The 20077-nt window shown below is 70.1% G+C and carries 17 protein-coding genes and 1 pseudogene; 11 read left to right on the top strand and 7 right to left on the bottom strand.

Features of this window, described 5'->3' with window-relative positions; all coding sequences use genetic code 11:
- The first annotated feature begins 15 nt into the window (after nucleotides 1-15).
- A complete protein-coding gene (locus K4G64_RS07660; RefSeq protein ID WP_221755270.1) occupies nucleotides 16-1779 on the top strand; it encodes an FAD-dependent oxidoreductase in 1764 nt (587 codons plus the stop codon).
- A gap of 245 nt (nucleotides 1780-2024) precedes the next feature.
- Nucleotides 2025-2354, top strand: coding sequence for a membrane protein insertion efficiency factor YidD (gene yidD / locus K4G64_RS07655; RefSeq protein ID WP_308122267.1), 330 nt, complete (start codon nucleotides 2025-2027; stop codon nucleotides 2352-2354).
- Between the two features lie 9 nt (nucleotides 2355-2363).
- On the opposite strand, the gene K4G64_RS07650 is transcribed toward yidD, so the two are convergent.
- Nucleotides 2364-3551, bottom strand: a complete 1188-nt coding sequence (locus K4G64_RS07650; RefSeq protein WP_221755269.1) for a PotD/PotF family extracellular solute-binding protein — start codon at nucleotides 3549-3551, stop codon at nucleotides 2364-2366.
- A 229-nt stretch (nucleotides 3552-3780) separates the two neighbouring features.
- On the opposite strand from K4G64_RS07650, the gene K4G64_RS07645 reads away from it, so the two are divergent.
- The 4 genes from K4G64_RS07645 to K4G64_RS07630 all read left to right on the top strand — a co-directional run bounded on the left by K4G64_RS07645 (nucleotide 3781) and on the right by K4G64_RS07630 (nucleotide 7904).
- Nucleotides 3781-4041 carry a hypothetical protein gene (locus K4G64_RS07645; protein ID WP_221755268.1) on the top strand — a complete coding sequence of 87 codons (261 nt, stop codon included), beginning with the start codon at nucleotides 3781-3783 and terminating at the stop codon, nucleotides 4039-4041.
- Nucleotides 4042-4056: 15 nt separating this feature from the next.
- Nucleotides 4057-4572, top strand: a complete 516-nt coding sequence (locus K4G64_RS07640) for a hypothetical protein (RefSeq protein ID WP_221755267.1) — start codon at nucleotides 4057-4059, stop codon at nucleotides 4570-4572.
- A 249-nt stretch (nucleotides 4573-4821) separates the two neighbouring features.
- Nucleotides 4822-7098: a catalase gene (locus K4G64_RS07635; RefSeq protein ID WP_221755266.1), complete on the top strand. Its 2277-nt coding sequence runs from the start codon at nucleotides 4822-4824 to the stop codon at nucleotides 7096-7098.
- Between the two features lie 347 nt (nucleotides 7099-7445).
- Complete coding sequence (locus K4G64_RS07630; RefSeq protein ID WP_221755265.1) at nucleotides 7446-7904, top strand: SRPBCC family protein; 459 nt, start codon at nucleotides 7446-7448, stop codon at nucleotides 7902-7904.
- Nucleotides 7905-7989: 85 nt separating this feature from the next.
- Here the strand turns inward: K4G64_RS07630 and K4G64_RS07625 are convergent, their stop codons facing one another.
- From K4G64_RS07625 to K4G64_RS07615, 3 genes and pseudogenes are all read right to left on the bottom strand, one after another.
- Nucleotides 7990-9096, bottom strand: coding sequence for an NAD(P)/FAD-dependent oxidoreductase (locus K4G64_RS07625; RefSeq protein ID WP_221755264.1), 1107 nt, complete (start codon nucleotides 9094-9096; stop codon nucleotides 7990-7992).
- The gene (locus tag K4G64_RS39910; RefSeq protein ID WP_260460140.1) at nucleotides 9093-12092 is read right to left on the bottom strand and encodes a LodA/GoxA family CTQ-dependent oxidase; all 3000 of its coding nucleotides are present in this window, start codon (nucleotides 12090-12092) and stop codon (nucleotides 9093-9095) included. The genes K4G64_RS07625 and K4G64_RS39910 overlap by 4 nt, the downstream gene beginning before the upstream one ends.
- A gap of 105 nt (nucleotides 12093-12197) precedes the next feature.
- Nucleotides 12198-12467, bottom strand: a pseudogene (locus tag K4G64_RS07615) (LysR family transcriptional regulator); the annotation flags it as partial.
- Nucleotides 12468-12834: 367 nt separating this feature from the next.
- Here K4G64_RS07615 and K4G64_RS07610 point away from each other — a divergent pair.
- On the top strand, nucleotides 12835-13704 hold the full coding sequence (locus tag K4G64_RS07610) for a glutathione S-transferase C-terminal domain-containing protein (RefSeq protein ID WP_221755263.1): 870 nt from the start codon (nucleotides 12835-12837) through the stop codon (nucleotides 13702-13704).
- A 60-nt stretch (nucleotides 13705-13764) separates the two neighbouring features.
- Here the strand turns inward: K4G64_RS07610 and K4G64_RS07605 are convergent, their stop codons facing one another.
- Nucleotides 13765-15276, bottom strand: a complete 1512-nt coding sequence (locus K4G64_RS07605; RefSeq protein ID WP_221755262.1) for a DUF4246 domain-containing protein — start codon at nucleotides 15274-15276, stop codon at nucleotides 13765-13767.
- Nucleotides 15277-15742: 466 nt separating this feature from the next.
- Between K4G64_RS07605 and K4G64_RS07600 the strand changes: the two genes are divergently transcribed.
- Nucleotides 15743-16339 (top strand): hypothetical protein, encoded by a 597-nt coding sequence (locus K4G64_RS07600; RefSeq protein WP_221755261.1) that lies wholly within the window; start codon nucleotides 15743-15745, stop codon nucleotides 16337-16339.
- 217 nt (nucleotides 16340-16556) lie between these two features.
- Here K4G64_RS07600 and K4G64_RS07595 read toward each other — a convergent pair whose 3' ends face one another.
- The gene (locus K4G64_RS07595) at nucleotides 16557-17126 is read right to left on the bottom strand and encodes a DinB family protein (RefSeq protein ID WP_221755260.1); all 570 of its coding nucleotides are present in this window, start codon (nucleotides 17124-17126) and stop codon (nucleotides 16557-16559) included.
- A gap of 326 nt (nucleotides 17127-17452) precedes the next feature.
- Nucleotides 17453-17665, bottom strand: coding sequence for a hypothetical protein (locus tag K4G64_RS07590; protein ID WP_221755259.1), 213 nt, complete (start codon nucleotides 17663-17665; stop codon nucleotides 17453-17455).
- A gap of 91 nt (nucleotides 17666-17756) precedes the next feature.
- On the opposite strand from K4G64_RS07590, the gene K4G64_RS39905 reads away from it, so the two are divergent.
- The 3 genes from K4G64_RS39905 (at nucleotide 17757) to K4G64_RS07575 (ending at nucleotide 20070) form a co-directional block, all read left to right on the top strand.
- Complete coding sequence (locus K4G64_RS39905) at nucleotides 17757-17945, top strand: hypothetical protein (RefSeq protein ID WP_260460139.1); 189 nt, start codon at nucleotides 17757-17759, stop codon at nucleotides 17943-17945.
- A 113-nt stretch (nucleotides 17946-18058) separates the two neighbouring features.
- The gene (locus K4G64_RS07580; RefSeq protein ID WP_221755258.1) at nucleotides 18059-18748 is read left to right on the top strand and encodes a response regulator transcription factor; all 690 of its coding nucleotides are present in this window, start codon (nucleotides 18059-18061) and stop codon (nucleotides 18746-18748) included.
- Nucleotides 18745-20070 (top strand): HAMP domain-containing sensor histidine kinase, encoded by a 1326-nt coding sequence (locus K4G64_RS07575; RefSeq protein ID WP_221755257.1) that lies wholly within the window; start codon nucleotides 18745-18747, stop codon nucleotides 20068-20070. The genes K4G64_RS07580 and K4G64_RS07575 overlap by 4 nt, the downstream gene beginning before the upstream one ends.
- Nucleotides 20071-20077 lie beyond the last annotated feature (7 nt).

The raw sequence follows: 20077 nt of genomic DNA, 5'->3' as shown, positions 1-20077 counted from the left end.
GGGTAAGGGGTGGCGATGAGCGGCACCACGCGCAGAGAGTTCCTGGGCACTGCCGCGGCCGTCGGCGGCGGGGTGGCCCTCGTAACACCCGAACGGGTTTCGGCCGATACCGGCTCCGCACCCCAGACCGTTGCGGTCCTGGGCGGCGGCGTCGCCGGGCTCACGGCGGCCCACGAACTCGCCGAGCGCGGCTTCCGGGTCACGGTCTACGAGCGCAAGGCATTGGGCGGCAAGGCCCGCAGCATGGACGTACCGGACAGCGCCACGGGCGGACGAAGCCCCCTGCCGGGCGAGCACGGCTTCCGCTTCATCCCCGGCATCTACCACAACCTGCCCGACACGATGCGGCGCATCCCGTTTCCCGGCAACCCGGGCGGCGTTCACGACAACCTCGTCGCCCCCAAGGAGATGCTGTTCGCCAGGTCGGGAGGCCGCGAGGACATCCGGATCCCGCTGCCCTGGCCCGACACCACCCCGGCCGAACTCACCCCAGACGAAATCCGCCGTGCCCTCACCGCCGTTCTGGACACGGCCTTCAACCTCCCCCTCCACGAGGCTCTCTACTTCGCCAACCGCATCCTGGTCTTCCTCACCAGCTGCGACCAGCGCCGCGACACCGTGTGGGAGCGGACGCCCTGGTGGGACTTCGTGCGGGCCGGACGGATGTCCTACGACTACCAGCGCGTCCTTGCCGTCGGCATCACCCGCAACATCGTGGCCACCAAAGCGGAGGAGGCCAGCACCCGCACGGTCGGCACGCTGCTGGAGGCCTTCGCCTTCAACCTCCTCGGGCGGGGCGCGGACGGACCACTCGACCGGATCCTCAACGCGCCCACCAACGAGGCATGGATCGACCCCTGGGTGACCTACCTGACGTCACTGGGAGTGGAGTTCCGCGTCGGCTGGACCGTACGGGACCTGACGCTGGGGACGGGGGCGATCGCCGGAGCAATCGTGGAGGACCCCTCAGGAGTGCGCCGGACCGTCACCGCCGATCACTACATCTCGGCGATGCCCGTCGAACACGCCCGCCGCACATGGAACTCCGCCGTCCGTGCAGCCGACCCCCAGCTCGCGGAGTGCGACCGGCTGGAGACGGACTGGATGACGGGCATTCAGTTCTATCTGACCGAACGCACGCCGATCGTGCACGGACACCTCGACCTCATCGACTCCCCGTGGTCGCTGACCGCGATCGCCCAGGCCCAGCACTGGCCCGGCCGCGATTTCCCGGCCGACTACGGCGACGGCACGGTGGCGGACTGCCTGTCCGTGGACGTCTCCGAGTGGGACCGCCCGGGCATCCTGTACGGCAAGACGGCCAAGCAATGCACCCGCACCGAAGTGGCACGCGAAGTGTGGGCTCAGCTCAAGGCGTCGCTCAACGACAGCGGCCGTACGGCCCTGAAGGACTCGGTGCTCCACTCCTGGTTCCTCGACCCCGCCGTCGGGGGTCTCGGCACGCCGCATCCCGTCAACGACGAACAACTGCTCATCCACCCGGTGGGCACCTTCCACCACCGCCCGCGGTCGACCACGAAGATCCCCAACCTCTTCCTGGCCGGCGACTACGTGGCCGTGCCCATCGACCTCGCCACCATGGAGGGCGCCAATTCCTCGGCCCGGCAGGCCGTCAACGCCCTGCTGGACCGATCCGGATCCACCGCACGACGCTGCACCGTGACCCCGCTGTACCGCGCCCCGGAGCTGGAGCCCCTCAGGCGCCACGACCGCACCCGCTACCTCCTCGGCCTGCCGAACGCCTTCGACATCGGCTGAAGGCCGTTGCCGGCAGAGAGTTGGGTGACGAACGGCGCTTTGAAATGTTCCCGAGTTGGCCCGCCGTCACGGCGTGATCCGCTACCCCGCTCCTTCGTATGATCATTCCTCGTTGCGAAGAAGCGGGGTGGGCAGTGGCGCGGAACAGAAGGCGCGGCCGGGGGAGAAGACAGGACGGAGAGACGGACGAAGGCTGTTGCGCGGCCACGCTCGACACGCTGACGCACCCGTGCTGCTGCGGCGGTGTGTGGTCACAGGCGGCCGCGCTGTGGCTCACGCTGCTGCGCCCCTCGCTCACCACCGGACACGGCGCCGACCCGGCCGCGCCCCCGCCCCGCGGCCGACTGGCCGCCGCGATGTACCGGTCCGTGCGGCATTACCGCGTGGCGGTCAGCCCGACCCGGCCGCCGTGCTGTCCGTACACCCCGAGCTGTTCCACGTACGCCGTACAGGCGCTCCACCGCCACGGCGCCCTCCGCGGCGGCCGACTGATCCTGGCGCGCCTGCTGCGCTGCCGCCCCGGCGCGGCCCGCCGTCGCGCCTACCAGGACCCGGTACCACCGGCCCGGCCCTGACCACACCCCTCACAATCCCGCGATCTGATTCCACCGCTCGGCGAACTCCACCCGCTCGTCCGGGGTGATGTCCCGCGCGATGGCGAGCCGGCTGCGCATCTCCTCGTCGGGGAAGATCAAAGGGTTCTCGGCGAGGGCGGCGCTCTCCTCGTCCTTGGCGGAGGCCAGGACGTCCTGTGCGGCCGGGACCGGGCAGACGTAGTTGACCCAGGCGGCGAGCTCGGCGGCGACCTCGGGATCGTAGTAATAGTCGATGAGCCGCTCCGCATTCGCCTTGTGGCGGGCGAGGTTGGGAATCATCAGCGACTCGGCCCACAGCTCGGCGCCCTGGTCGGGGACGACGAACTCGATGTCCGGGTCGTCGGCCTGGAGCTGGATCACATCCCCCGAGTACGCCTGGCAGGCCAGGACGTCACCGCTGGACAGGTCCTTGATGTAGTCGTTGCCGGTGAAGCGCCGGATCTGTCCCCCCTTCACCTGCTTTTCCACCTGGTCACAGACGGTGTGGAAGTCGTCGGCCGTCCAGCGGGTGATGTCGACGCCGTTTCCCTGCATCAGCAGTGCGAACGCCTCGTCCAGACCGGACAGCAGTGTGACCCGTCCCTTCAGGTCGCTGGCCCACAAATCCGAGACCTGCCGTATCTCCCGGCCGGTCCTGCGCCGGTTGTACGCGAGACCGGTGATGCCGGACTGCCACGGCACCGTGTACGTGCGGCCGGGGTCGAACGCGGGTGTCCGCAGCTGCGGGTCGAGGTACCGGGTCACGTTCGGCTGCCGGGCCCGGTCCATCTCCTGCACCCAGCCGAGCCGCACGAACCGCGCGCTCATCCAGTCACTGATGACGATCAGGTCGCGGCCGGTGGACTGGTGGTTCATGAGTGCCGGGCTGATCTTGCCGAAGAACTCGTCGTTGTCGTTGATCTCCTCGACGTACTCGACCGAGATCCCCGTGCGCTTCTCGAAGGCCTCCAGTGTGGGCCGCCGTGACGGACGCTCGTCATCGGTGTCGATGTACAGCGGCCAGTTCGCCCAGTTCAGCCGCTTGTCGGTGGAGGACAGATCGGTGGCGGCCCGGTCGCCGGGCCGCACATACGCGGCCGGGACACCACACCCGGCGAGTCCGCCGAGCGCCGCACCGGAGCCCAACGCGCGCAGCAGAGTACGGCGGGAGAGCGGAGGGATCGTCGTCAGGGGCATGGGGGCAGCATGCCGCGCCCCTTCACGACCGAACAATTGACACGGCGTCGAGAAGCCGAGCACGTGTACGGGACACCTTGTCAATCTCCCAGGCGCCAGGGGTGGCGAGATGCGCAGGTTACGGAGTCTCACATTCCTTATAGGGCACCGGATTTGGCAGCATGCCGCATCACCCCCGGGGAAGCCGGAATGTCCCAGAGACCCGCTCTCGACCCCGGAGGAACCATCGATGACCCGACGGAATGCGGCACAGCCATCGGAGCTCGGAACGCTCGAACCCGGTACCAGACAGCGCGCCCAGTTGCCCAGTCGTATCGCCGACATCGCCTGGACCGCACTGTGGGTTCTCGTCGCCCTGTGGGCGGTGTGGGCCTCCGTCGGTGTCGTGCGCGGGGTGACGGCGTGGGGTTACTGCGTCGCAGCCTGGGTGCTGCTGGCCGTCGCCCTGGCCATGCGGGTCGTGGTCGTCCGCCGCCGGGCCCGGACATAGGCAGGGAGGTCGCTCATGGAACGCGTCAACTCCTATCTCGGCAAGCACCTGTGGCTTCAGGTCCTCCTGTCCGTCCTTGCCGCCGGCGCCGTGGTCTGGCTGTTGTTCCCGGAGCGCTCGCCTGTCTCGGTCGTGACCCGTGTGGCTGCCGCGTCCCTCGGGGGTGTCGTCGTTCTGCTGGTCGTACGGAGGAAGGAGAAGCGCGCCGCAGGTGGCTCGGTGGACGACCTCGTGTCGCTGGACAGGATGCTGCGCCGCGGCGAGGTGCCCACCGATCCTCGCGCCCGCCAGGCCATGCGCGACCTGGTCGCTCAACGTCTGCACCGCACCCGCCACCGTGTCGCGGCCCAGATCCTCCTCGCCGTCATGTGGGCCACCCTCGTGGTCCTCATGGCCCTCACCGCGGGCCTACGCCAGACCCTCGGCATGGGCGTGCTCGCCGCGGCCTTCCTGACCTGGCTCGTCCTTTACGGAAACCTCCAGCACCGAAGGCTGCGCACCATGCGCGAGGCGCTTCGGACACGTGACTGATACGGCATGTCCGCTGTGCGCGGCAGTGGAGAGAACCGCCGCACCCACCCCCACCACGGTGCCCTCACGTCCCTGACACCCGCCGGGTGCGAGGGGCGCGGCCGCGTGGAAGCGTTGCGGGACTGTGCCTGTCAGGCCCGACCGGTGATTAGTACATCACAACCGGGTACCCGGCGCCGGATCTCACGGCACCCCCCATGCACATGGCCGCGCTGGCCGTGGCCGGTCGAACGCGGAGGAACGATAGCGATGAGCCAGCCCAATCCCCTCAAGCGGGCGGCGGACAAGGTCACCGAAGCCATCCAGAGCGCGGGCGCTGGACCGGAGGAAGGAATCCCGGGCAAGCCGGCCCCGGAATCCCCCGCTGTCGCGGAGCCCACCGAACCGCGCGAGCCCCTGCCGCCGAAGCCCGACCAGAGCGGCCCGGACACGATGTCGCCCACCGGGCAGGCCACCGGCGCGGCCCAGGCACGCATGGCCCAGTCGGGCGCCTACCTCACCGATGCGCAGGGCACCCGGCTGTACGACACCGATCACTCGCTCAAGGCCGGTCCACGCGGGCCGGTGCTGCTGCAGGACCACCACCTGCGCGAGAAGCTCATGCACTTCGACCACGAGCGCATCCCGGAGCGGGTCGTGCACGCCCGGGGCGCGGCGGCGCACGGCGTCTTCAAGAGCTACGGCTCAGCGGCCGCCGTGTCGAAGGCGGCGTTCCTGGCGCCGGGCGCGGAGACGCCGGTGTTCGTGCGCTTCTCCACGGTGCTGGGCTCCCGGGGCTCCGCCGACACGGTGCGGGACACTCGCGGGTTCGCGACCAAGTTCTACACCGAAGAGGGCGTCTTCGACCTGGTCGGCAACAACATCCCGGTCTTCTTCATCCAGGACGCCATCAAGTTCCCGGACATCATCCACGCCGGCAAACCGCACCCGGACCGGGAGATCCCGCAGGCCCAGAGCGCCCACGACACCTTCTGGGACTTCGTCACGCTGCACACCGAGGCCACCCACCACACCTTGTGGAACATGTCCGACCGGGGCATCCCGCGCTCGTACCGGACGATGGAGGGTTTCGGCGTCCACACCTTCCGCCTGGTGGCCGCCGACGGCTCCACGACGCTGGTGAAGTTCCACTGGAAGCCGAAACTCGGCGTGCACTCCCTGGTGTGGGAGGAGGCGCAGATCGCGGGAGGCGTCGACCCCGACTTCCACCGCCGCGACCTGGCCGACGCCATCGAGGCGGGCGCCTACCCGGAGTGGGAGCTGGGCATCCAGACCTTCCCCGACACCCCCGACCAGACCTTCGAGGGCATCGACCTGCTCGACGCGACCAACCTCGTCCCCGAGGAGCTCGCCCCCGTCCAGCCCGTCGGGCTGCTGACACTGAACCGGAACCCTTCGAACTACTTCGCCGAGACCGAGCAGGTCGCGTTCCACGTCGGTCACCTCGTGCCCGGCATCGACGTCACCGACGACCCACTGCTCGCCGGGCGGCTGTTCTCCTACCTGGACACCCAGATCACCCGGCTGGCCGGCCCGAACTTCTCCCAGATCCCCATCAACCGGCCGCACTCGCCGGTCAACGACATGCTGCGGGACGGTTTCCACCAGGACGCCGTGCACCGGGGTGTGGCGCCGTACCAGCCCAACTCGCTAGACGGCGGCTGCCCGTTCCTGGCCGGGGCGGACACCGGAGCGTTCATCGAGACGCCGGTACGGGTGCCGGAGGCGACGAAGGTCCGGGCGGCCCCCGAGTCGTTCTCCGACCACTTCAGCCAGCCGCGCCGGTTCTGGCTGAGCATGAGCGCGGTGGAGCGGGAACACATCATCGCCGCCTACACCTTCGAGCTCGGCAAGTGCTACGAACAGGCCATCAAGGAGAGGGCCCTGCAGGTCCTGGCCAACATCGACGCCGAGCTGTGTGCGGGCGTGGCCGAGGGCCTGGGGCTGCCGGCGCCTGAGCCGACCGTCCCGCCGGCCGAGGTCGAACCGAGCCCGGCGCTGTCCCAGGTCGGGCAGTCCTGGCCCACGGACGGCCGTCTCATCGGCATCGTGACCGGCCCGGACGGGGACCTGGACGGCGTACGCGCGGTGCGTGAGACCGTGCTCGGCGCGGACATGGTGCCGCTGATCATCGCCCCCACGGGCGGCAAGCTCGGCACCGGCGACGACGCGGTCACCGTCCAGCGGACGTTCGCCACCGCCCGTTCCATCGAGTTCGACGCCCTGCTGGTGGCCGGGTCACCCGCGGCCGGCAGCGACGCCTACGGCTCCCGCGACGCCAAGGCGCAGCCCGCCGGTGCGTTTGGGACGGTCGACCCGAGGGTGAGCCTGCTGCTGTCGGAGGCGTTCCGCCACGGCAAGGCGATCGGCGCCTGGGCGGGCGGCGACGAGGCGCTTCAAGCGTCCGGGATCCCCGCCGACGCGCCGGGCGTCGTGGTCGGACAGAACGGCACCTCCGTGCTGGAGCAGTTGCAGGAGCTGATGTCCAAGCACCGCGTGTGGGAGCGGTTCCGAACGAACGCCTGACGCGGTGACGCGCCGCCCACACCGGCGGCCCGGGCTGCTGCCCCCTGGCGGGCAGCAGCCCACGTGTCGTACTCCGCAGGGCCGGCGGAGGTGAGGGCTCACAAGTTGGTCGGCCCCCCTGATCGTCCGCCGCAGCACGTGAGGCCGGCCACGTCGGCCCAGGCAACCGCGTCATGACACCACCTTCGACTGGTCTTGAGGTGCGTGGTCCGCCCATGTGGTTCGCATCGAAGGACCTGCCTGTCGCCTCGCGGGACGCCCGGCGCTCCCGTAGGGTCTCGATGCCGTACAGCGGAACGCACTGACGACCTTCACGACCGCGCGGGCCATGTGACCGAGGAGCCCTCATGTCAGGACAGTTCGAAGCGATCACCGAGATCGACCGGCCCGTCGAGGAAGTGTTCGAGTACCTCGCCGATGGGCGCAACGATCCGCAGTTCAGCCCCCGTGTGCTGAGGATCGAGCGGCTTCCCGAGACCCCGACCGCCGTGGGAACGGTCTTCCGCAGCACGGTCAAGGACGCCGGGGTGAAGACAGCCAGGGAGTTCCGTGTCACCGAACTCGAAGCCCCTGCGCGGATCCGGTGGACCGAGGCGTCCAAGAACAGCGTGGCCGTGGCCGAGGGCGGTTACGACCTGGAGCCACTGGCCGACGGCAGGACGCGGGTCCGTCTCTACAACGTGCTGGAAGGCCATGGACTGGGCAAGCTGCTGGTCGGTCTGGCGCTCACCGCCGCCCGCAAGGACGCCCCGGCCTTCGGCGCCCGGATCAAGGCAGCGGCCGAGACGGCGATCCAGCCTCGCTGATCAGCTCAGGCCGGTTCGGCGCCAGGGTGGGGCAAGGTCGCGGCGGGGTGCTGCCCGAGCCGTCCCCCCCCCGCGACGCGCCGCGTCAGCGCCCGTGCTGCCGGCGTTCCCAGAACGTATGACCCGGCCAGCGCTGTTCCTGTCCGTAGGTCTCCGCGTGATGCCGCGCGTACGCGCCCGTGATCCGCTCCAGGAACAGGGAGTAGTCCGCGAGGGCGGTCGGCCGGCCGGACAGGCACCGGTCGACGGTCAGGCCGGCGCGGGCTCCGGTGTGGAGGGCGTTGAGGAGGCCCTGGGAGGAGAGCGGGTCGACGGCGAGGGCGGCGTCCCCGGCGGCGATCCATCCGGGACCGGCCGCCGGGTAGAGGCGCAGCCCATGCGCCGAGGTCCAGCGTGGCGCCGGGGCGTCGGCCGGGTCGTAGCCGTCAAGGCGGGTGCGGACGTGGCGGGTGCTCCCGATCGCGTCGAGGAACCCCTCGGCGGTGCGCAGCGCGGAGTCGGTCAGGTCGGTGTCCGTGAGGTGTGCGACCACTCGTCCGGCCGGAACCCTGGCCGTGTACCACCAGCCTCCGGGGACCGCCTCGACGAGCGTACGGAGCTCGGTGTCCTCGGTGCGATGACCGGGAATTCGACGTCGGAACAGGGCGTACACGGCGACCAGCCGGTCCTGTTTGTGGCGTCGGCCCTGCCGACGGCCGATCACGGCACGGCGGCCGGTGGCGTCCACGAGCCAGTCGCAGCGCTCCTCGCCGAGCCGGCCGTCTGCGCGGATCAGTACGCGCCGCTCGTCCGCGTGCGGGGGATGCGGTACGACCTCTGCCCGGCGCAGCTCGGCACCCGCGGCTTCGGCGGCCCCGCGCAGAAACGCGTCGAACCGGGGCCGGTCGAGGTGCCAGCCGTGTCCCTGCGGGTCGTGGAGGTGACTGTGGCCGTGGAGTGCCTCCGATCCCCAGGAGGCATAGGTCCCCACGCACCGCAGATGAGGAGCCGCGGCGAACTCGGGCCACAATCCCAGATCGTGCAGCAGCGGTCTGGCCGCGGGCGGCAGGGTCTCCCCGATCCGGAACGCGGCGGGGCCGGGACCGCCGGTGCTCTTGTCGACGAGCAGGACGCGGCGCCCGGCCCGCGCCAGTACCAGGGCCGCGACGGCGCCCGCCGGGCCGCCACCGGCCACGATCACCTCATGGGTCACCGTTCGTCCGGGAAGCGCGCCACCTTCTCGAAGTAGCCTGCCATCACCTGCTCGTGCGGCACGTCCGTCCGCGCGAGTGCCGCGGCCAGGGCGCTGCCGTCAAGGGACGGGTCCGCCGCCTCCGGCACGTGCAGGCACCGCAGGTTCCGCAGCGCGGGCGGAGGCTGCTCGGGGTGGAAACCCACCGCGGACTCGACGAACATCGTCGCGGGCAGCTCGGGGTCGTCGGCGGCCCCGGTGCGCCGTTCCACGAGGCCCAGCTTGCCGAAGTCCTTGACCATGGCGTTCATCTGCTGGATGCGGTCCGGGGGCAGCCACCTGTCCCACACGGCCCGGCGCTCGAAGGCGGCCCGGCGCTCATCGGCGGGGCTGTCCGGGTCGATCGCCGTCTCGTAGTCCTGCTCGGTCAGCACGTGGTTGGGCACCCGCGCCGGCCAGAACGTGGGCAGGTAGGGGTCGTAACGCGGCCCGTACCCGAGGTAGTAACCGGAGCGGCAGCGGGCGGTGTCGGTCTGCCAGGGCACCGCCATCCACCGCGTGAGGTGGCCAGGGCCCTGCGCGTACAGCGGGCCGTCGACCCCGAGGGCCGTCTGCGGAGTCAGCACCTGGCCGTAGTCGGCTTCGGGGGTGCCGGGATCGCGGTGCCGCACCCGGAAGGGGGCCGAGTACAGCGTGCCGTGGCGCATCGGCCAGGACATCTCGCACCCCGGGTGGAAGGCGTCCGCCAGACAGAACGACAGGGCCGCGCGGTCGAGCATGCCCGGCCGGTCCGCCGGCGGCACCTCGTCGAGACCGGCGGGCGGCACCGCCGCAGGGTCGTAGTCGGCGTCGAAGTCTCCTGCCGCCCACCGGGCCAGGGACCGGTACTGCAACGAAGTCAGCGTCAGGTGCTGCCGCGCGGAGACCGGCCGCACGCTCATCGAGTCGCCGTAGAGCGGTGGCCACGGCACGGGCGAGAGCCCGTCACGGTCGAGGTCCCGCATCGTGGCCCAGATCTGCTGACGCAGCTCCGCGTTGCGGGGCCCGGCCTCGGCCAGCCGGGCGAGCCGCTCCGGTGCCAGGAAGTGCTCACGACCGCCGTGCCCGAACAGGGCGGCGATACCGCGGTTGACCCACTGGAGATCGCACAAGCGCCGCAGGATCGGCAGGACGTCACGGGTGAACGAAACGTTCTCCGGGGGCGGCAGAGATCCGGAGGAGACGAAGACGTCACGCATCAGGTCGTACATGGTGCGCACGGACTTCAGCTCCGGCGCGAAGTTGGGCGGCGCCACCACGACCCACGCCGGTTCGACCGGCACCGGCCGGCCGTCGACGCGCACGCGCGCGGTCACCGGGCCGTCGGAGACATCGTCGTGCCAGCCGTCGTTGTTGGCGAAGTGCGTGGCCTGTGCGTGGTCCACCGAGGCCGAGACCCCGTGCCCGCCGAGGAACACCAGCCGGCCGACGGCGTCCGTGCGCACTTCACCCAGATGAACGGGCTTCCCGAGGAAGCAGCCCGTGTCGAACCGGTACTCGGGCCGGCCCGCGCGGTCCCGGCCACGGATCGAGCGCGGACCGGGGTCGATGACCAGGCGGCCACGCTTCTCGGCGGGCACCTTGGCGTTGCGGGGCGTGCTGTCGGGCGCGGCGGCCGCTTCGGGGATGTCCAGGGCCAGCTGGAACTGGTACCAGGACGCCTTCTTGTTGGCCACGTGCACGGTCCAGTGGATGTCCGCGTTGTCCGCGGTCAGCTCGGCGACCGGTTCCCCGGCGGCGTTGTAGCCGTACACGCGGAAGCGCGCCGCCTGCCGCTTCAGGGCGCCGGTCGCGTCCTTGTACGACCCGGTGGGCAACGGGGGAGGGTCGTCCACCTCGGGCGCGAGGAAGAACTCGTCCGCGCTGTCACCGACCCGCGCCACACCGATGGCGGGATGGATCGCGGCCCGCACGATCCGGGTGTCACGCCCGTGGGGTTCGCCGGACGGCGGCCGTGCCGGTCCGGGTTCCACCACGGGAACGCCGTTCGCGTCGCGGCGCCGTACGGCCGACGCCCTGTACGCGACCTTGCGGGCCTCGGCGATGCTGCCGACGGGCCGGTGCTCGGCCAGGCAGTGCCAGGGGTTGTAGGCCAGGTTCTCGCCGTAGGCGTCCTGGCCTCGCGCCCGGACGTCCTGCTGATGCAGGGTCAGTCGCGCGACGCGCACCGGGGGGCTCAGCGATTCCTCCCAGCGGACGGTGGCACGGTCCAGGGGCATTCGTTCGGGGTCCGTACGGAACTGCACCATCAGGTCGAAGGCGGCCTCACCCGCGGCCAGCCGGTGCCGCAGGTCTCCCCGGAAGAAGGAGGGGTCCTCGTCCTGGGGCGTCGCCTGCGGATCACCGGGCGGGCAGGCAACGGGCACGAGTACGTACTTCACATGGCGGTCGGGCCCGAAGGCGTACGGCAGCACGCCCCAGTACCGGGCTGTCAGCGCGCTCTTTTCGGGCTTGCGCATGGCTTGCAGAATGCCGCGGGTCACCGGGTGGGCGTTCTGGTAGGCGATCGGGTCCTGCTGGAACTCGCACATGTCCCGGGCGGTGTCGACGAAGAACACGTCGTGGTTCTGGAGCACGAGATCCTGGGTGTCCGCCCGGTCCTCGTCCTCCAGCAGCTTCGGGCCGGGAACGCCGAACAGCTTGATGCCCATGCCGAGGGGCCGACGGAGGTCCGGGCGGTCCGGCAGGGTGTCGCTGGAGAAGCGGACCCAGGCGGTCAGACCGCCGGGCTGGTCCTGGGCGGCCCCGAGGAATCCGATGCTCAGCTCCGGCGGCAGCTCGGGGGCGACCGTGAGCACCCCGCGAGCGGTGCCGTGGTACTTGACGAAGACCGGGCGCAGAACGGGGTCCTGCCCCTGGGCGATCCGCTGCCCCATGCGCTTGTCCACGAACTCGGCCACGATGCCGGCGATCGGCTCGGTCGCGCAGTCGGGCAGAGCCTGCGACGAGTTCCGGTGGGGGTCGGCTGTCCCGGTCATGGGCGCGCTCTCCTGCTGGTCGAGCTGATTCGGCGTTCCCTGCTCATAGGTGGAGCAGGACCCGGGAAAATATGCCTAAGTCGCTCGTTCGGCGCAGTGTGCGTCTCACACCTCTCGGTGCCCGGCAGCGTTGCGAACGAACAACGCGTGCAGATCACGCACGGCCCGGGCGACCGATACGGCGTGGCGGCGTTGCAGCACCAGGAGCATGTCGGTTTCGTCCTCGGCGAGTGGCCGTACGGTGACGGTGCCGCGTCGCCCCAGGGGATCGCCGATGACACTGAGGTCGGGCAGCACCGCGGCCTCCAGCCCCTCGGCGACCATCAGCTTGCCCATCTCGGCGCCGTCGGTGGAGTACGAGAAGGTCCCAGGTCGTAGGAGCCCTCTCACGTGGTGAGACGTTCCGGGGAGGGTGTCGCGCGCACTCTTGACGGGGCCTGCTCGCGACACGACACTCCAGTGAGGGAAGTCCTAGTGAATCGGTAGGGAAAGATGGGCTGCACTGTGCTGGACCCCGGCCCTCGGGCTGTCCGCATCGCCGTCCCGATGCTGCCCCTGCTGACGTCCCGCCGCCACATCGACCTTCTGCGCGTGTGCAGTGCGGCGAGTTCCCGGCACGGTGAGCGCATGTCCGCCTGCGCCTGATCCTCACACCAGTACCGCATCACGGCCGTGCCGAAGCCGCCACGAGCCGCCGCCTCCGTATGCCCGTACGTCTGTGACCGAGCACCCAGGGAGACGCATGTCCGCCTCATCTCCGTCAGCCGTGCCGTCCTTCCGGAGCAGGATCGGCTGTGACACGCGCGGCGGCTTCTACGCCGCGCCACAGCGCTACCGGCTCCACCTCTCGCTGTCCTGTCCGCAGTCCTTGCAGATCGCCGTCACGCACAGTCTGCTCGGCCTCGACCGCGTCCTCCCGGTGGCCCTGCTGCCCGCCGTGCCAGACGCTCCCGACGGCGGGCACAGGGCTCTGCGCCCGCTGTACGAAGCCAGTTCGCACCAGTATTCCGGACCGGCCGTGGCGCCGGTCCTGAGTGACAACTGGACGGGAACGATCGTCAGCACCCACACCCCCGACATCCTGCAGGACCTGGCCCGGCGGTTCGACGGACCTGGCCGCGATCTCTACCCCCGCGGTGCCGAAAAGGCCATCGACACCGTCCGGCGGCTCTGCGAGCAGGGCATCACGTGGGCCGCCCAGCGCGCAGGGCAACCAGGTCGGGACTCGGCGGCACGCGATACCGCGCTGGCCACCTTGCTGCGCACGCTCGCCCTGCTGGAGCGGCGGCTCGCAGCCCAGGAGTGCGCGCTGGGCGAGGAACTCACCCTCGCGGACGTCCACTTGTGGGTGTCGCTCGTACAGCTGGACACCGTGCACCGCCATCACCTGGACGCCACCGCGGTGCACCGCATCACAGGACACCGCCACGTGTGGGCGTACGCACGGCGGCTGGCGGCGCACCCCGCCTTCGGTTCCCACCTCGACCTGGACGGCATCGCCCGCAGGCACCACACCCACTGCCGGGGCATGGAGGCCGCGGGGGCGGCGGTACAGATCGTGGACTGGATGGCCCACGCGTCGCGTGATGAGTCCCTGCGACATCCCGGTTGACCGCAGCGGCACGTGGTCCGCCGCGGCCCGCCCATGGATCGTCAGCCGGTGGACCCGGGCTCAGTGCTCACAGAGGGAGAACTCTCGTTCGTAGAGCTGCTCGTTGTGTTCGTCGACGAAGAACTTGCGTTCCTGCATGAGCTGCTCGCGGTAGTTCCTGGCCTGCTCGAGCGTCATGGTCGAGGTGTCGGACCACGGCTGTTGCGGTGGCACGTCAGATGTCGAGACGATCCTTTCCGAGGGGTCGACCAGAAAGAACGCGAGAATCTTGCGGTGCCCCGGGCGGGTGGGGTCGACGAGGCGGAACGGTTCGACCCGGTGCTGCAGGATGTTCGGGAACGCCAGGCAGCGGCCCGCAGGCGTCGATGCCGAACCCAGCATCTGGTTGAGTGCGTCTTCGTCCTCCAGGCCGTACACATCACGGAGACCGTTGTCGTCGTTCTGTTCGTAGTGCGGGTCGTCGAGTGCCGCCCGGAAGCTCAGCCGGCTTTCGGTGATGTTCTCGCTGTCCCAGTAGTAGATGCCGGTGGAGACGATCCGCTCGTTCAACATGCCCTCGACATGCCAGGAACCGCCGGCGTACTCGGGTTTGTCGGGCGTGAGGTGAAGGGTCGCGAGCTTGACGATGACCTGGAGACGCCGGCCGCGCAGATCGACTCGGGCGGATTCATCGGGCAACTCGGGTGCAGTGAAGGCCGGGGCGTCCGGAATGATCGGTCGGCGGTTTTCCCACCACTCGTCCTGGGCGACTTCCCATGCACGGAGGGCCTCTGCGTAGGCGGCCCCGTCATCACCGTATGAGGACTTGTTCGGATACTCCGGCTCCGAGTCGTACCACCCGTAGGGATCGGCCTCGATCCGCGGGGGCCGGGGATGACGCAGATCGGTGAGCACGTTCTCCAGCAGCGGGCGCATACGCGCGAACAAGTCCGGTAGAACGGCGCCCAGTTCGCGATGGGTGTCGGGGTGGACGTTGTTGACGTACGAGCGGAAGGCGACATCGCCGTCGTCACTGACGTCGACGTCCGTGGGCAGCCATTGGAACCTCTCCGAGAACTCGTACTTCGAGTACTGGTTCGTCGGGTTCCGCCAAGCCTGCTCGGGCGCGTCGCTCGCCTCTCTCACCAGGCAGAACAGTGAGGGGTGAACCAAGTCCAGCACCTGGCGGTCGGATCCGGGATGCCAGTCCTGTTCGGCCTCGGGGACCTGTTCCAGAACCTCAACCGCTGTGCACAGTCGCGATCTGAGCTCGTCGTCGACCAGACGGTCCGACTGCCACACCCCGTCGACGGCGGACACCTCGGTTCCGCTCTGCGCGTCCCGCAGCGCGGCATAGTGCACGAGTTCGGCGAGCACGTAACGAACTTGCGCCTCGGTGAGACCCTGGGCGACCGCTTCTCGCGTCCATCTCGCGACGATGTCCGGATCGTTCATCTTCTCTACCCACCCCGGCTTCGCCCGGATGTGCGCGCTGCACTGCATCATCTGGAGTTCCCGCAGCGTTCGGGGTGTGGCGAACGATATCGAACGGGCAGCATGAAAGGGCAACGGAAAGGCAGACAAGCCGGTCAATTCTCTTCGTCCTCGAAGTCGGTGTGCGGTGACGCGAAGAATACGTCAGCAGACTGACACCGCAGCGTTGGCCTTGACGTTTCCGCGGCGTGGGGCGGCCTTGTGTGTTTCCCGGTAGCCGATGAGACGAGCGCCCCGGCTACCGGGCGTCTGACGCCCGATTCTCTTTCGTACTGGTGTGCTCAACTCCGTATGATCTCGCGGCGAGACGGTGCCGCAGTGGCCGAGTGCTCACCCAAGAATCTCGGAGAATCCCATGCATCGTCCTCTCGTCCTTGTCGCTGTCGCTGCGCTGCTGTGCGCCGGCTGCTCCTCGGTCGACGCCGGAAAGCGTGACAAGCCCGCCGCCGCGTCACCGTCTGATGCATCCTCCGATGCCCGCTCTGCCGTGCGAGCAGCCGTGGCGGCTCTTCGGGAAGACAGTGCGGGGTTTCGCCAGGAAGTCGAGCTGGAGGGGGAGGGGCAGGTGTACGGCCTCACCATCGCCGGCGGGTTCGACTTCGCCGCGGACAAGGGTCACCTGGCGGTCGACCTCCCCGGCGGCGCCATCGACCACAGCGAACAGGTCTTCGCCGGCGGCAAGATCTACATCAACGGTGTCCAGGGAATCGGCGAGGACGCCTGGGGTGTCATGCCACGGGACAAGGCGGAGGCCCACTACCTGCTGCGGGCACCGCTCAACGACCCCGAGCATGTCCTGCGGCAAATCGCCGCGATGCGCGAGATCTCCCGGGAGGGCGAGGAGAACATCAGGGGGGTGCACGCCGTGCGCTACCGCGGCATCCTCGACCACCGGACCGTCACCCTGCGCATGGCCCCGGCCGTGCGCACAAGGATGAACCAGGCCCGCGATGTCCTGGGCAGCGACGTCCCGGTCTTCGCAGACGCATGGGTCGACAGCCGGGGACGGCTGGTGCAGGTTGGCATGAGCGTGAACATGTCCGGTGCCCGGTCGGCGCTGACCATGACTCTCTCGGACATAGGCGAGCCGGTCCGCGTGACAGTGCCGCGGGCCGCGGAAACGGTCCCTGTCACCGAGGTCGGCGGCATCCTTAACGGCTGAGCCGGGCAACGGCGGGCAGGGCCTGCGGCGTCGTAGTTGATCCCTATGGGATCCATGGCCTCCGGGTGCCGGTCTTCGACCTGTTTCGGCCGGCGTGCCTCGGGGTGTATCTGGATGTCCTCGAACCCGGCACGGTCCCGCTGGGTGACGCGGTGGCTGCTCTGACCGACGAGCAGGGCCGGATGGTCTGGATCTCCGCAGACGTAAGGCGCACACGTCATACGCGACGCGGTACGACTCCGTCCTGCCAGCGGTAGAGGTCGCGCAGCAGGGAGATCTCCGCGCCGTGATGGATCAACTCCCTGTTGACGTGCAGGATCCTGTTCTCCATGGGAAACCGCTCGGGACCCACCGTGGGCGGGTTCTCCAGGTCGGCGTCCGAGAGTTCGCGGACCCCAGCGTTCCATCTCCCGTACATCTCATCGAGCTGTTTCAGCGCCTCGTCAGCGGACCCCGCGTACGCGAATGTCTCGGAGTCCACGTCCTGGCCGCCGAAGTACCACGCGACCCGATAGCCCAGGCACGAGACGATGATGTGCGCCAGCCGCCAGGCAATCGTGGTCACCGGCGCCGGCGCCGGCTCCGGGCCAGGGGACGCGAAGTCCATCGTCCATTCCCCCGAACCGGCAGATATCGGGGCGGTCGACGTGCCACGTGGCCGGATGCTCCAGCAGCCGCGCACCGGCTCCCAGTGGTACTCCTCATCGGTAAGACCGTCCAGGCGCGGACGCAAGTTCTGGTGCCAGTGCCAGTCCAACTGCTCCGCGAGCCGCTCGCTTCTTGTCATTTCCGCACACTACATACAAACGGAGACCTGGCTGCGCCTTCGCGGCTGCGCAGAGAGGGTTCAGTTGGGGCGCTCGTACTCGTCGACCGCCCCGTCTCCGTTGTCGTCCAACATGCAGTCGTATGCGTCGCCGTAGGTGTCCCGATAGCGCATGCTGCGGACATGGTCACGGAACTCGGCGGGGCGCGCGGCAGCGCTCTGCTGCTCAGACGCCTGCTCAGCCGGACCGAGCAGCGGCGCTCAGCTCGCTGAGGGTGGTCGTGTCCGGCGTCCGCACTCCTTCAGGACGAGCCCGGCGACCCAAAACAGGTCCACTTGAGCAGGTGTCACCATGACACCTCGCGGACGTCGGCCCGGCTCTGCGGCTGGACGGTGGCGGTGATCTCCGACCGGTGGCGGCTCGCCGAGAACGTCACCGTGAGTGTCTGCGCCTGGGTCCGGCTCGTGCTCACTGTGAACCCCTGGTTGGGCACCGCCGAGATCAGGCACACCGCGTCGTCACCGAACCGCACGGTGGCCTTGCCGCCCTCGGACGGCACCGTGTAGACGCCGGCGCCGCCTTCCTGGCACCCCGAGCCGTCCGCGCCCGTCGGCGTCCCCGGGGTACTGGTGCGGCCGGTGGGAGTGGGCGTGGGCGTCGGGCTGGGATCGGTCGCCGGCTCGCTGCTCCGGGGCGGCGGGCTGGGCCTGCGGCTGCTCACCGACGGACTCGGAGAGGGCTTCGCGGTGGTGGGGCTGGGCCGCGGGGGCTTCAGGGGCTTGCTCGGAGCGGACTGCGCGACCGGCGCGGTCGGCCTGGTCGACCCCACCACGAAGTGAATCGTGAGGATGACAGCGGTGACACTGGCTGCCGTGCAGGCCAGCCAGATGATCAGGTAGCGCAGGAGACGGGACACGACACCATAGTGACGGACCGGCTAACGTGCCTGCTCATGGCCTCCGTACTTGTCGTCGAGGACGACCCCGTCATCCGGGCCGCGCTGATCGAGGTCCTGACCGGGCACGGCTACGCGGTCAGGACCACCCACCAGGGTTTTGAGGCGCTGCGCGAGATCACCCAGAATCCGCCGGACATCGTGGTGCTGGACCTGGGACTGCCCGACCTCGACGGCCTGGACGTACTGCGTATGATCCGGGGCATTTCCCGCGTACCGGTCCTGGTCGCCACCGCCCGTGACGACGAGAACGAGATCATCCGGCTGCTCAACGCGGGGGCCGACGACTACCTGGTCAAGCCGTTCTCCGGCGGCCAACTCGCCGCCCGGCTCGCCGCCGTGCTGCGCCGATCCGTGCCCGCCGACGTACAGGCGGCCCGGCGGCCCGTCCTGCAGGTGGCAGACCTGCGCATCGACCCGACCGCGCGCACCGCGCACCTGGCCGGCCGGGAACTTCTCCTGACCCGCCGAGAGTTCGATCTGCTCGCCTACCTCGCCGCCCACGCCGACCAGGTCGTCACCCGACAGCGCATACTCGCCGAGGTGTGGCAGCAGCCGTATGTCGAGGACCAGACGGTCGATGTCCACCTCTCCGCGCTCCGCCGCAAGCTGGGCGAGAAGGCGCGAAAGCCCCGCTATCTGCGCACGGTTCGCGGTCTGGGCATCAAGTTGGTCAGCTCACCATGAGACGTGCCCTCGCCGGGATCGCCCTGGCCGTCACCTCGATGGTGGCTCTGTCCTTCCTGATCCCCCTCGCCCTCCTCGTACGCGAACAGGTACGGGACCGGGCCACCACGGCCGCCGAGCAGCGGGCGTCCGCCCTGTCTCCGGTGCTCGCCCTCACCACACGGCGCGCCGACGTACAGCAGGCCGTCGCCGAGCTCGGCTCCTCCGACCAGCTCGCCGTGCGTCTGCCCGACGGCGACTTCGTCGGCACCCCGCACGCGCCACGGGACGCGCTCGAGCGGGCCGTGCGCGGGCGCGAGACGCTGGCCGTGGACACCGCCGGCGGCTGGGTCTACCTCCAGCCCGTCGTCCTGCAGGGCGACCGGGTCGCGGTCGTGGAAGCCTTCGTGCCCGCCGCAGACCTCAGCCGGGGCGTGGCCGCGTCCTGGGGCGTCATGGCGCTGCTCGCGCTGGGTCTGGTCGGCGGTTCGGTCCTCGTCGCCGACCGGCTCGGCGCCCGCGTCGTGCGCTCCTCGCGCAGTCTCAAGCGCGCCTCACTGGCGCTCGGCTCCGGCGACCTCGACGTGCGGGTCGAACCCGACGGCCCGCCCGAACTGCAGGAGGCCGGTGCGGCGTTCAACACCATGGCCGACCGCGTCCTGGACCTGCTCGCCGTGGAACGCGAGCTGGTCGCCGACCTCTCGCACCGGCTGCGCACCCCGCTGACCGCTCTCTACCTGGAGGCCGACCGGATGGGGTCGACGCCCAGCGCCCGGCGGGTCGCGGAGGCGGCCGGCCAGCTGGAGAGCGAACTGGACGCGATCATCGCCGCGGCCCGTACACCGCTGGCGTCGGCCCAGCCGGCCCGCGCGGGCGGAGCGGCGAAGGCGTGCGACGTCGCGGAAGTGGTCGCCATGCGCCTGGACTTCTGGTCGGTCCTCGCCGCCAAGCAGGGACGGCCGTGCGAGCGCTCCCTCACGCCGCGACTGGTGCCCGTCGCCTTCTCCGAGGACGACCTCGCGGCCGTCGTCGACGCCCTGATCGGCAACGTCTTTCGGCACACCCCCGAGGGCACCGCCTTCGCCGTGCGCGTGGAGCGGGCGGACCGGCACGTGTTCCTCACGGTCGACGACGCGGGACCGGGCGTGGCGGACCCCGACGCAGCGCTCACGCGGGGTGTGAGCGTCGCAGGTTCGACGGGGCTGGGCCTGGACATCGTGGCTCGGGCGTCCCGTGCGGCGGACGGCGAACTGACGATCACCCGGGCGCCGTTGGGCGGCGCCCGGGTGCGGGTGTCGTTCGTACTGGCTGACGGGGGCGGGGCCGGCGGCGGGGTGCGGTGACCGGAGT

It is taken from the genome of Streptomyces sp. WAC04114 (assembly GCF_019733245.1).
Classification (GTDB): Bacteria; Actinomycetota; Actinomycetes; order Streptomycetales; family Streptomycetaceae; genus Streptomyces; species Streptomyces massasporeus_A.
The sequence above is the reverse complement of the archived record's forward strand: the minus strand, read 5'-3'. Positions and strand labels throughout refer to the sequence as shown.